Genomic DNA, 12,303 nt, shown 5'->3' on the forward strand with positions numbered 1-12,303 from the left:
GATGTCCGCACCCTCCCACCCCGCCGCCATGCTCGGGCGCCACATGAGCGAGGAACTCTCCAACCAGCCGGAATGCTGGGAGAGGGTGGCCACGGCCACCGAGTGGCAGTCCGCCCTCCGCCGGCAGGGTGAGCGCATCGCGATCGTGGGGTGCGGCACGTCGTGGTTCGTGGCGCAGGCCGTCGCGGCCCTCCGCGAGGAGGCCGGGTTCGGGGTCTCCGACGCCTTCGCCGCCTCCGAGGCGCGCCTGTCGGGTCGGGGGTACGACGCCGTCGTCGTCATCTCGCGCTCCGGCACCACCACCGAGATCGTCACCCTGCTCGAGACCGCCCCCGACGGCATCCGCAAGGTCGCCATCGTGGCCGACGCCGACTCCCCGGTCGCCGCGCTCGCCGACGAGGTGATCGCGATGCCGTTCGCCGACGAGTACTCGGTGGTGCAGACACGCTTCGCGAGCACGACGGTCGCGCTCGCGCGGGCCGCCTACGGCGAGGACCTGGCCCCGCTGATCGCCGACGGACGGGCCGCCCTCAGCCAGCCCGTCCCCGAGGAACTCGTCACTGCGGAGCAGCTCGCCTGCCTCGGCACCGGCTGGACGATCGGGCTCGCCCACGAGGCGGCGCTGAAGATGCGTGAGGCCTCCCAGTCCTGGACCGAGTCCTACCCCGCGATGGAGTACCGCCACGGGCCGATGAGCATCTCGACGACCGGCCGCGCGGTCTGGGTCTTCGGCGCCGCGCCCGAGGGCCTGGAGGAGGACGTCGTGGAGACCGGCGCCAGCTTCGTCCCGAGCCGGCTCGACCCGCTGGCCGAGCTGGTGCGCGCGCACCGCGTGGCCCTCGCCCGCGCCACCGCCCGCGGCCTCGACGCGGACAACCCCCGCCACCTGACGCGATCCGTCATTCTGGCTCCATGACCCCTGCCCGCTCCCCCCGCAGTGCCGGGCCCGGCTCTTCCGTCCTCGCCGTCGACGTCGGCGGCACCGACCTCAAGGTCGCCGAGCTCGGCCGGGACGGCCGCCTGGGGAGCATCACCCGGACGCCGACGCCCCTGTCCGACACCCGTCCCGGGGAGGCGGTGGTGGAGGCCATCGCCGCCCTCGCCGCCGGCCACGGGGTCGACGCCCTGGGCGTCACGGTGCCCGGCCTGGTCGACGAGGCCGCCGGGGTGGGCATCCGGTCGACGAACCTCGGCTGGCGGGACGTGCCCTTCCGGCGCCTCCTCTTCGAGGCCACCGGCCTGCCGACGGCGATCGCCCACGACGTGCGGGCCGCCGGAGAGGCGGAGTACCGCATCGGCGCCGCGCGCGGCTTCACCGACGTGGCGGTCGTGACCATCGGGACGGGGATCGCCGCGTCCCTGAGGCTGAACGGGCGCCCCTACTCCGGACGAGGCGCCGCAGGGGAACTGGGCCACACCGTGGTCGACCCCGACGGGCCGACCTGCCGCTGCGGCAACCGCGGGTGCCTGGAGGCCATCGCCTCTGCGGGAGCGATCGTGCGACGGTACCGGGAACGAGGCGGCACCGCTGACGGGGCCGCGGAGGTGCTCGTCCGCGTGAAGCAGGGCGACGCGGCGGCAGTCGCCACCTGGCAGGAGGCCCTCTCCGCCCTGGTCACCGGACTGTCCGTGCTGAGCTCGCTCGTTGCGCCCGAGGCGATCGTCGTCGGAGGGGGGCTCTCCGAGGCGGGCGACGACCTGCTCGGGCCCCTGGGGCAGCGGCTGCGGGAGGCCCGGGGGACCGGCCACGTGCCCGTGCTCGCCCGCGCCCAGCTCGGCCAGGACGCCGGCACGTGGGGCGCAGCGTTCGCCGCAAGGGACCTGCTCACCGCAAGGACGAACCATGACTGAGTCACTCGTCATCCACAACGCCCGGATCGTCGACGGCGGACGCGTCACCACCGACGGGTGGCTCCGCATCGAGGACGGGCTCGTCACACGGCGCGGCAGCGGCGGCACCTGGTCGCCCGCCGCGACCGTCCACGACGCCGGCGGCGCATGGGTGGCACCCGGCTTCGTCGACATCCACTCCCACGGCGGCGGCGGCTTCTCGAGCGAGGACGGGCCCGACGCGATCCGCGGGCTCGTCGCCTTCCACCGGCGACGCGGGACCACCGCCATGGTGGTGTCGCTGGCCACCGCCCCCTTCGACCGGCTGATGGCGAGGCTGGCCGACATCCGCGACGTGGCCCGCGAGGACGCGCGGGTCCTCGGCGCCCACCTGGAGGGCCCCTTCCTCGACGACGGGCACCGGGGTGCGCACGACCCGTCGCTGCTGCTGGTGCCCACTCCCGCCCTCGTCCGGGAGATGCTGGACACCGCGGACGGCTGCCTCCGCCAGATCACCCTCGCTCCGGAGCACGCCAGCGCCGAGGTCATCGAGGCCCTCCTCGACGCCGGCGTCCGGATCGCCGTGGGGCACACCTCCGCGACGCGCGCGCAGGCGCTGGCCGCCTACCGGCGGGGAGCGAACCTGCTCACCCACGCCTTCAACGGGATGCCGGGACTCCACCACCGCGAGCCCGGCCCGATCATGGCGGCGCTGGAGTCGGGGGCCACCCTCGAGGTGATCGCCGACGGCGCCCACGTCGACCCGTCCGTGGTCGCCCTGCTCTTCACGCTCGCCCCGGGCCGGGTCGCGCTGGTCACCGACGCGATGGCCGCAGCCGGGTCCGGCGACGGCGAGTACCGGCTGGGCTCGCACACGGTGGTGGTCCGCGACGGCATCGCGATGCTGGCCGACGGCAGCTCGCTCGCCGGCTCCACGCTCACCCTCGACCGGGCCGTCCGGGTCACGCACGCCGCCGGTGTGCCGCTGGCCCAGGCGGTGCTCGCCGCCACGGGGACGCCGGCCCGCGCGATCGGCGCCGAAGGCATCGGCACCCTCGAGATCGGGTCCCGGGCGGACGTGGTACAGCTCGACGACGCCCTCGAGGTCGCCGCGGTGTGGTCGCGCGGGATCCGGGAGTGCTGACGGCCCGGCGCCGGTTCCGCAGCCTGTTCGCCCTCTACCTCCTGCCCGGCCTGGCCCTCGCCTCCTGGGTGACCAGGACGCCCGCCGTCCGGGACGTCCTCGGGGCGAGCACGGCGGAGATGGGACTGGTGTTCTTCGGGCTCGCCGCCGGCTCGATGGCCGGGGTGCTGGCGGGGACGCCGCTGGTGCGGCGCTGGGGGACGCGCGCCGTGATCGTCCTCACCCTCGGGTTCTGGATCGGCGGGACCTTCGCCGTCGCGGGCGGGGTGGCGCTGGCCAGTTCCGTGGTCGTGGGCGCGGGCCTCACCGCCTTCGGGCTGGGCCTGGGGTGTGCCGAGATCAGCTTCAACATCGACGGCACGGAGGTCGAGCGGCAGCTCGGGAGGCCGATCCTGCCGTTCCTCCACGGCGCCTTCAGCGTGGGCACGGTGATCGGAGCGGTCCTGGGCATCCGGCTCGCCGGGATCCGCTTTCCTCCCGAGCTCCAGCTGGCCGCGGCGGCCACCGTTGCCCTGGCCGTCGCCGTCGTGGCGATCCGTGGCATCCCCGCGGGCCATGCGATCGACCGCACCGTGGCCGGCCGCATCCGGTCGGGCGGCACCGGCGCCTGGCGGGAGCCGCGCGTCGTGCGCATCGCGCTCATCGTGCTCGTCCTGGCGCTCGCCGAGGGCACGGCCAACGACTGGCTGCCCCTGGTGATGGTGGACGGGCACGGCATGCCGCAGTCCACGAGCGCCGTGGTCTACACCGCCTTCGCCGCCTCGATGGCGGCCGGCCGCTTCAGCGGCCCGTCCCTGCTGCGGCGGTTCCCCCGGGTGGCCGTGGTGGCGGCGAGTGGCTGCTTCGCCGCGCTCGGGCTGCTCGGGGTCATGCTCGCACCCTCCGCAGCCCTCGCCTTCACCGCCGTGGTCCTGTGGGGCCTGGGCGCAGCGCTGGGCTTCCCGGTGAGCATCTCCGCGGCGGCCGAGGGCGACCCGGGTTCCTCGCCCGGCCGCGTCGGTGCGGTGGCGACGACCGGCTACATCGGCTTCCTCAGCGGCCCCCCGCTCCTCGGGCTGCTCGGAGAGTACGTCGGGCTCCGCGAGGCCCTCGTGGTGGTCCTGCTGCTGGTGGTCACGGCGATCGTGCTCGCTCCGGCGGTCGCCCCACTCACCCCGTCCCCCACGACGTCGGGACGGCGGGACGCCGGGCGGAGCGCCACCTAGTCGACGTCGGCGACTCGCCTCGTCTCGAGGTAGCCGGCCACGGCGAAGGCGAGGGCGCTCGCCCAGGCCGCGATCGCCACGAGCGCCGCGACCCAGGCGATCGGCGTGGTCACCGCGGGCGGGATCGCCCCCTGCGTCCAGGACGAGGCGAGGCTGGAATCCGCCACGGCGGGATCCGCCACGGCGACGACGAGGACGGCGAGGGCGGCCCACAGCACCAGGCTCGCCCGCGCATAGGACGGCCGGACCGACCGCGTGGACCGTGCGACGGTGTCCAGCGCGACGACCATCACCGGCGCAGCGAGGAGGAGGAAGAGGGGTGGCGCGAGGAGCAGGACGCCTGTCGTGCTCAACCAGCCCGCCGGGGCGCCGAGGGACGGGCGCGAGACCAGGAGCAGGAACGGCGTGGCCAGGGCGACCCACCACTGCCCGTGGAAGACGATCCTCCCCGTGCGCGGCACCGTCACGGGCGGGCGTTGTTCCACCCCGGCAACCCTAGCGGCGCCGGGTTCCCCGGCCCCGGTCGCCACTACACGTACCAGTCGCCGGAGCCCTGGACCTGCACGCCGTCGAGCGGGCGCGGGGCGTGGACGCTGCGCAGCCAGGCGAGGCGCCCGCCCTCGTCGACCAGGACCCCCAACCCGAGCAGTTCCTCGGCCTCCGCGGGCTCCAGGAGCCCGGCGGGCAGGGCGGCGTCCGACGAGGTCGCCGATCGCAGCCGCTCGAGCAGTCCCGCGTGTCCCGCGACGAACGCAGGGGAGAGCCACAGCACGCCGTGCGCGAAGTACGCGGGATGGGGATGCGCGTCGCGACGACGGGGCGTGAGGGCCGGCTCGGTCCGGCTGGCGCTGCGCACCTCCACGCCGTCGGCCGGACGATGGACGGCGTCGACGTGGTAGTAGCAGTGGATGTCGGGGACCCCGTCGAACATCTCGGCCGCCACCTCGGCGGTCCCCATGGCGTCGGTCTCGGCGCTCAGCACGATGTCGGCATCGTCCAGCAGCGTCGTGCTGGCCGACCCGTCCGGGTTCCACACCCTGACGAAGCGGAAGTCCACCCGCTCCCCGGGGCGCGGCGCGCCCGCGCTGTGCAGGCGGGCACGGTACCGGTTCAGGTAGCGGGTCCTCTCCGCGTCCATCGCCCGCTCGAGCTCGAGGAGCAACGGCGCAGGGACGCCCTCCGGCACCCCGAAGACGTCCACGCCGATGCGCATGTCCTCCTCGCCGAAGGCCGAGTCCGACCCCACGTGCCCGAAGTTGGCCAGTCGCCCGTCCGGGAGCCGCATCAGGTACGGCTGGTAGAGGCTGGGAGGCAGGCCCTCGACGGGTGTCCAGTTGGCCCCGAGGTCGCTGGAGACCGAGTAGGGCTTGTTCCTGCGGGAGCCGACGAGGATCCCCCCGCCGGTGTGGACGACCGACTCCGGGACGAACCCGCCCTGGGGATCGGCCGCGGGGTCGGCGGGTGCTCCCCGGTGGATGGGCAGGAGCGCCTCGTTGTAGAAGCGGGCCCCGTCCCGCCGGACGACCTGGCGTCCCACGGGCGTGGCCTGGACGTCGCCGGCGATGAAGAGCAGGGCGCCGTCGTCGAGTTCCACCACGTCGAACTCGTGCGCACCGATCCCCGGCAGCACGTAGTGCGGGCCGGTGTAGTGGACGCCGTCGGTCGAGGCGAGGAAGAAGGCCTGGATCTTGCTCACGTAGGTCTCGCCGGGGAGCATCGTGTTGCGTGTGGCCCGCGGCCGCCCCGGGCCCCAGGCGGTGCCGTACAGGCTGGCGAGCACGATGATCGTGCCGTCGGCGAGCCGCCGGACCCGCCACAGGTAGGGCGCCTGGCCCTCGAGCAGCCGGTCGATCGTGGTCCAGGTGCTGCCGCCGTCCCTGCTCTCGCGCACCTCGATGAAGTCGCACCAGCCGGTCCGGTCCTCGTTGATCCGCGGGACGTCCAGCCCGATGATGCGGCCGTCGGGGAAACCGATGTTGCAGAAGGACCCGCTCTCCAGCTGGCAGCGGCCGGTCTCGACCCACGACTCGCCGTTGTCCGCCGAAGCCAGGTACACCCGGTACGACTGCTGCTCGCTGCCCCCGCACTCGATCGAGGCGTAGGAGACCGGGGCACCCACGGCCTCCCCCATCTCCAGGGTCGGCGCGACGAGCGAGGAGTTCGCCTCGCGCGTGGTCTCCTTGAACGAGACCCCGATCCGCCCGTCCCCGTAGTCGAAGCCGGTCACCCAGGCGGCGAAGCCGGGGCGTTCCGCAGGGACGTACACGTCCGCGCGCCGGTGGCCGGCCACGCGGGGACCGCCCGGCGTCATCGCGCGTCCCCGGCGATCGCGTCCAGCACCTGGCCCATCCGGTCGAGCAGCACGTCGACGGCGTCCCGCTCCACGACCACCGGGAGCTTGAGCAGGGCGACCGGTGGCGTCGCCGGCTTGTAGGCCTGGACGCTCGTGTCGATGCCGTGGTCGCGGTCGAGCGCGCGGCAGAACCGTGCGGCCGCCGCGCCGTCGACGAACTGCACCCCGGCCATCAGCCCGTCGCCGGCGACGCCCGAGAGGGTCCCGGGATACCGGCCCACGAGCTGCCCCAGCCCGGCGTGCAGGTAGGCGCCGACGTCGTCGATGTGCGCGCCGTTGGCGTGCACGTAGGTCATGGTGACGAGGTAGGCGAGGCTGGCCAGCTCCTCCTGGCCGTTGGTGACCAGCGCGCCGAACTGCGACAGCCCGTCGAACTCCGCCGACAGCAGGATCCGGCTCGCCGGGTACTCCCCGCCCGGGAACCCCTTCCCGACCGCGACCATGTCCGGACGGATGCCGTACCGGCGGAAGAGGAAGAGCTCGGGGTACCAGGCACCGCTCTGGATCTCGTCGCAGAACACCGGGACGCCCACGCGGTCGCACGCGTCGTACGCCGCCCGGAGGTACGCCTCGTCGAGCCGGAGGCCGCCGTAGTTCATCAGGATGAGCTCGTGGCAGAAGCCGGCCACCCGGAACCCGCCGGTGCTGTGGCGCGCCAGCGCGTCCTCGAAGGCGGCGATGTCGTTGGGGGGGACCGCCACGACCCGGAGCACGCCGGCCTCCTCGAGCCGGGAGCGCAGGCCCGGCCACATCCCCCTCAGAAGCTGGGCCGTCACCGTGGTGCCGTGGTAGTTGGCGGTGGGCCCACCTCCGCCGTCCGCGAGCACCAGGAGCACCGGGGTCACGCCATCGTGCACCGCTGCGCCGCCGTCGGCGGCGTAGAAGCGGGTGAGCATCATCTTCAGGGCCGCCTCCGCGGCGAGCGAGCCCGTCTCCAGGTTGACCACGCGGTTCAGGACGTGGCGCCCGGTCGCCGCGACCAGCTCGTCCACCGCCGGCCCGCGGTCGGCGGGGTCGAGGCCGGCCGCTGCCGCCACCAGGGCACGCTCGGCGATGCGGGTCACCTGGCCGCGGGTGTTGTTGTGGGTCGCGTTCAGGATCCCCAGCTCCCGGGCCAGCGCGATCAGGCGGAAGCCGGGGAAGGCGTGCCCGAGGGAGGCCTGGTAGTGCTCGCTCTTCGCCGCGAGGTACACCCGTCCGTCCTGCCCGACCCGGCACGGGCCCAGGCCGCCCAGCGGAGCCGCGGCGTGGTTCTGCGCCCTGCCGAAGGCGCCACTGGGCGCACCGGCCACGGGGTCGGGGAGCCCCTCGACGAGCACGGTGCCGACGCGGGCGACCAGGTGCCGGCACCGCTCGGCGAACGCCTCGGGGAAGAACTCGACGGGTTCGGACGCCAGTGCCTCCAGCTCCGCCAGCGGCGCGCCGGTCAACGCGTGACGGGTCCGGACGACCGCGTCCAGGTAGTCGTCCCCGAGCAGGTCGCGCAGGGAACGGGTGACACCAGTGAGCACGAGTTGCCTTTCCGAGCACCCCGCCGGGGTACTCCGTGGCCGCGACCACCGCAGCGACGTCGCGGCCACCCAGAGTGACGGATTCTGATCGTTTGTGTGATGATACATCAGAACGCGTCAGTTGGACCCCATCCCCGTCCGCACCGACGGCAGGGACAGAGTCGGAGGAGGAACCCGGTGATCCGTGTGGCCACGATCGGGACCAGCATGATCACCGGCCGGTTCGCCGAGGCCGTCCACGCCTGCCCGGGGATCGAGCTGGAATGCGTCCTGTCCCGCGACGCCGGTCGCGCGCGTGACTACGCCGCCGCCGTCGGCGCGCGGCGCTGGGGCACGAGCCTGGAGGCGGCGGTCGCCGACGACGGCATCGACGCCTTCTACATCGCCAGCCCGAACACCCTCCACCACGAGCAGGCCCTGCTCGCGCTGGCCGGGGGGAAGCACGTGCTGGTCGAGAAGCCGGCAACGACACTCTCCGCCGACACCGCCGACCTCGTCCGCGAGGCGCGGGGCCGAGGCGTCGTCCTCCTCGAGGCGATCCGCAGCCTCTACGATCCCGGCTTCCGGACGGTGCGGGACCTGCTCCCCCGGCTGGGACGCATCCGGCGGGTCAGCTTCCGCTTCCACCAGCGCTCGGCGAGGTACGACCGCGTCCTCGCCGGGGAGAAGGTGAACGTCTTCGATCCGGCGATGGGCGGGGGGGCGCTGCTCGACCTGGGGGTCTACTGTGTCCAGCCGCTGGTCGCGCTGTTCGGCGAGCCACGGACGGTGCACGCCCTCGCCGTTCCCGTCACCGGCGGCGCCGACGGCGCGGGCGCGGCCCTGCTGGGGTACGACGGCTTCGTGGCCGACCTGAGCTACTCCAAGATCACCCGCACCGAGTCGCCGAGCAGCATCGAGGGCGAGGACGGGACCCTCACCATCGACCACCTGGACGACCCGAGGAGCCTGGAGCTCCTCACCGGGGACGGCGCCCGTGCGTCGCACGCCGTGGTGAAGGGCGGAGCGGACAAGCTCGCGAACATCGGCGACGCCCTCTCCCACTTCGTGGCGGCCGTCGCGGGGACGGTGGACGTCACGGCCGACCAGGACCGGACGATGGCGGCGGCCCGCGTCCTCGACCGGATCCGGGCGGCGGCGACGCCCCGGATGACCTGAACTGATTCTTACCACTGCCCTTCGATCTATTTCGATCACTTTCTGCGCTATCGTGGTGCTCGTGAGCAGGGCGACAGTGACATGGGTGACCGGTGCGGGCAGCGGCATGGGCAGGGCGGCCGCGGTCGCGGCAGCGCCGGGGCGCAGGGTCGTCGTGAGCGGACGGCGGGCCGAGCACCTCGAGGAGACGGGCCGCCTCGTCCGGGCGGCCGGGGGCACGCCGCTGCTCCTCCCGCTCGACGTGACGGACGCCGATGCGGTCGCCACCGCGCACGACCGCATCGCGGGCGAATGGGGCCCGGTCGACCGGCTCGTCCTCGCCGCCGGCCTGAACAGCCCGCGGCGTTCCTGGGCCGACCAGGACCTGGCCGAGTTCGAGGCGATCGTGTCGACCAACCTCGGCGGCGTCGTCCGGGTGATCTCCGCGGTACTGCCGGGCATGCGGAACGCCGGGGACGGCGTCATCGTGATCATCTCCTCCTACGCGGGCTGGCGGCTCTCCTCGTCCCCCGGCGTCGCCTACTCGGCCAGCAAGGTCGCCCTCTCCGCGGTGGCCACCACGCTCAACGGGCAGGAGGCCGGACGGGGCATCCGCACCACGCACCTGTGCCCCGGTGACGTCGACACCGACTTCCTGCTGATGCGCCCGGAGGTGCCGGGCGCGCAGGCGCGGTCCCGCATGCTGACCGCAGAGGACATCGCGCGCTGCGTCACCTTCGTCCTCGACAGCCCGCCGCACGTCGTGATCGACGAGCTCGTGGTGTCCCCGACCTCGCAGTCCCGCTGAGCGGGCCCGGACGAACGGAGCTGGCATGGACATCCGGCTGGACGGCCGCGTGGCCCTCGTCACCGGCGCGGCGCGCGGGATCGGCGCCACCATCGCCCAGGCCCTGGAGGAGTGCGGCGCGACCGTCTACCGCCTCGACCGGGCCCTGCCGTCAGGAGCCGCGGCACCGGAGCGCTTCCTCACCGCGGACATCACCCGGCCGGAGGAGGTGGCCGCCGCCGTCTCGCGCGTCCTCTCCGACCACCCGCAGGTCGACATCCTGGTCAACAACGCGGGCATCAACGCCGTCGGTGAGCTCTCCGAGGTGGACCTCGCCCTCGCCGCGACCTGCTTCGCCGTCAACGTCACCGGGCTGCTGGCCGTCTGCCAGGCGGTCATCCCGGGGATGCGCAGGAACCGCTGGGGCCGGATCATCAACGCCGCGTCCTTCGCCGCCATCGTCCCCGCCCAGGGCAACGGGCTCTACGCCGCGTCGAAGTCGGCGGTGGTGCAGCTGAGCCGCGTCCTCGCCGGAGAGCTCGGGCCCTGGGACATCACCGTCAACGCCTACGCACCGGGCATGGTGCCGACGGCGATCAACGGCTTCACCGAGCTGCCCCAGCCCGAGCAGGACCGCTTGCTGGACACCCTCACCCTGCGTCGCTGGGGCTCGGCGGACGACGTGGCCGACCTGGTGTGCTTCCTCGCCAGCGAGCACGCGGGCTACATCACCGGCAGCCTGATCGACGTGAGCGGCGGCAAGCTGGCCACGCAGATCCCCTCCCGCGCGTACGCGCGCGCCGCCGCGGAGGACGCCGGCACCGGCCCGGGCACGAAGTAGCCCTGCGCATGGGACGAGACCTGGTCCTGACCTTCGACGTCGGCACCACCGCCATCAAGACCGTCGTCTGGGACGCGGCGGTCGTCCCGCTCGCCGTCCACCGGCGGGAGTACGCGCTGGCCACCGACGGCCACCGGATCGAGGCCGACCCCCGGCTGTACGTCGACGGTCTCGTCGCCGGCGCCCACAGCGTGCTGGACGGGATCGACGCCGGCCGGGTCGCGGCGGTGTGCCTCACCACCCAGGGCGAGACGCTGGTGCCGGTCGACCGTCGCGGCGAGCCCCTCGGACCCGCGATCGTCTGGCTCGACTCCCGGGCCGGGCGGGAGGCGGACCTGCTCCGCACGCAGCTTCCCGGGGAGGAGTTCCACCTCAGGACCGGGCTGCCCGGCCTCGACGCCACCGTCCCGCTGGCGAAGGCGATGCACCTGCGGGCGTCCCACCCCGACGTCCCCGGCGGGCCGCTCCTGCTCCTCCTCGAGGACTTCCTGGTCCACTGGCTGACGGGCCGCCTCGTCGGCAACCGTTCGCTGCACACCTCGACGGGCTGGCTGGAGATCGCCACCGGCGGGTACTGGACGCAGGCCCTGGACGCCGCGGGGCTGACGACGGCGAACCTCCCCGAGCTGGTGGACAGCGGCGAGCCGCTCGGCCGGCTGCTGCCGGCCGCAGCGGAGGCCCTCGGCCTCGACACCTCCGTCCTGGTCGTCGCCGGCGCGATGGACCAGGCCGCCGGCGCCCTGGGCGCCGGCCTGTCGGAGCCGGGGATCGCCGGGGTGTCCTTCGGGACCGCGCTCGTCGTGACGGCACCGGTCGAGCCCGGCTTCCGCGATCCCGCACGGCGGGTGACCGTCTACCGTCCCGCCGTCGCCGGCCCGAGCCTCGCCGTCCTCTTCGAGCCCACCTCCGGGGCGCTCCTGCGCTGGCTGCGGGACCTGTTGTCGGCGGACGGCCGCAGCGCCCTCGGTTACGCCCGGCTGGACGCCCTGGCGGGCGCGGTGCCGCCGGGCAGCGACGGGGTGGTCGCCCTGCCGTCCTTCGAGGGCGGTGCGGACGGGGGCGGTCGCGGCGCGTTCCTCGGCCTCGGCCTCCACTCGGGCAGGGGGCACCTCGCGCGGAGCCTGCTCGAGGCGACGGCATTCGCGCTGGCGGACCTGCTGGACAGTCTCGCCGCGCAGGGCGTCCCGGTGACGGGGCTCCGCTCGAGCGGGGGCGGGTCGGCCAGCCGGCTGTGGCAGTCGATCGCCGCGGACGCCTGCGGCCTGCCGGTGACGCCGCTGCCGTTCGCCGAGGCGGCCTCCGCAGGGGCGGCGCTCCTCGCCTGCTGGGGCGCCGGGCTGCTCGGGTACGGGGAGGACCCGCGCGGGCTGCCCGAGATCACCCCGATCCTGCCGTCCGGGGACGGCCGCTACCTCGCTCCCCTCGCCCGCTACCGGGCGGCCCGGACGGCCCTCGAGCCGTTCTGGGCATGACCCCGCTCTCGACCAGGAGGAAC

General features: G+C 74.3%; 11 protein-coding genes. 8 read left to right on the plus strand and 3 right to left on the minus strand.

Annotation, left to right across the window (positions count from 1 at the left end; all coding sequences use genetic code 11):
* Position 1: 1 nt before the first annotated feature.
* The 4 genes from ACFQQJ_RS16455 to ACFQQJ_RS16470 are packed head-to-tail and all read left to right on the plus strand — an operon-like array spanning position 2 to position 4,179.
* Positions 2–916, plus strand: coding sequence for an SIS domain-containing protein (locus tag ACFQQJ_RS16455; protein WP_377108210.1), 915 nt, complete (start codon positions 2–4; stop codon positions 914–916).
* Complete coding sequence (locus tag ACFQQJ_RS16460) at positions 913–1,851, plus strand: ROK family protein (protein WP_377108212.1); 939 nt, start codon at positions 913–915, stop codon at positions 1,849–1,851. The genes ACFQQJ_RS16455 and ACFQQJ_RS16460 overlap by 4 nt, the downstream gene beginning before the upstream one ends.
* Positions 1,844–2,974, plus strand: a complete 1,131-nt coding sequence (gene nagA, locus ACFQQJ_RS16465; RefSeq protein ID WP_377108213.1) for an N-acetylglucosamine-6-phosphate deacetylase — start codon at positions 1,844–1,846, stop codon at positions 2,972–2,974. Before ACFQQJ_RS16460 ends, nagA begins: the two co-directional genes overlap by 8 nt.
* Positions 2,968–4,179: an MFS transporter gene (locus ACFQQJ_RS16470; RefSeq protein ID WP_377108215.1), complete on the plus strand. Its 1,212-nt coding sequence runs from the start codon at positions 2,968–2,970 to the stop codon at positions 4,177–4,179. The genes nagA and ACFQQJ_RS16470 overlap by 7 nt, the downstream gene beginning before the upstream one ends.
* On the opposite strand, the gene ACFQQJ_RS16475 is transcribed toward ACFQQJ_RS16470, so the two are convergent.
* The 3 genes from ACFQQJ_RS16475 to ACFQQJ_RS16485 are packed head-to-tail and all read right to left on the minus strand — an operon-like array spanning position 4,176 to position 8,043.
* Positions 4,176–4,664 (minus strand): hypothetical protein, encoded by a 489-nt coding sequence (locus ACFQQJ_RS16475; protein WP_377108217.1) that lies wholly within the window; start codon positions 4,662–4,664, stop codon positions 4,176–4,178. The genes ACFQQJ_RS16470 and ACFQQJ_RS16475 overlap by 4 nt on opposite strands.
* Positions 4,665–4,708: 44 nt before the next feature.
* Entirely contained in the window at positions 4,709–6,490 is a 1,782-nt protein-coding gene (locus ACFQQJ_RS16480) for a sialidase family protein (protein WP_377108219.1), read from the minus strand.
* Positions 6,487–8,043 (minus strand): aminotransferase class III-fold pyridoxal phosphate-dependent enzyme, encoded by a 1,557-nt coding sequence (locus tag ACFQQJ_RS16485; protein ID WP_377108220.1) that lies wholly within the window; start codon positions 8,041–8,043, stop codon positions 6,487–6,489. Before ACFQQJ_RS16485 ends, ACFQQJ_RS16480 begins: the two co-directional genes overlap by 4 nt.
* A 177-nt stretch (positions 8,044–8,220) precedes the next feature.
* Here ACFQQJ_RS16485 and ACFQQJ_RS16490 point away from each other — a divergent pair, with 177 nt between their 5' ends.
* The 4 genes from ACFQQJ_RS16490 to ACFQQJ_RS16505 all read left to right on the plus strand — a co-directional run bounded on the left by ACFQQJ_RS16490 (position 8,221) and on the right by ACFQQJ_RS16505 (position 12,280).
* Positions 8,221–9,201, plus strand: a complete 981-nt coding sequence (locus ACFQQJ_RS16490; protein WP_377108222.1) for a Gfo/Idh/MocA family protein — start codon at positions 8,221–8,223, stop codon at positions 9,199–9,201.
* A 61-nt stretch (positions 9,202–9,262) separates the two neighbouring features.
* Entirely contained in the window at positions 9,263–9,988 is a 726-nt protein-coding gene (locus ACFQQJ_RS16495; protein WP_377108224.1) for an SDR family oxidoreductase, read from the plus strand.
* A gap of 25 nt (positions 9,989–10,013) precedes the next feature.
* Entirely contained in the window at positions 10,014–10,808 is a 795-nt protein-coding gene (locus ACFQQJ_RS16500) for an SDR family NAD(P)-dependent oxidoreductase (RefSeq protein WP_377108226.1), read from the plus strand.
* Positions 10,809–10,816: 8 nt separating this feature from the next.
* Positions 10,817–12,280 carry an L-fuculokinase gene (locus ACFQQJ_RS16505; protein ID WP_377108227.1) on the plus strand — a complete coding sequence of 488 codons (1,464 nt, stop codon included), beginning with the start codon at positions 10,817–10,819 and terminating at the stop codon, positions 12,278–12,280.
* The last annotated feature ends 23 nt before the right edge of the window (positions 12,281–12,303 follow it).

This window comes from Propionicimonas sp. T2.31MG-18, from assembly GCF_964266745.1.
Classification (GTDB): domain Bacteria; phylum Actinomycetota; class Actinomycetes; order Propionibacteriales; family Propionibacteriaceae; genus Propionicimonas.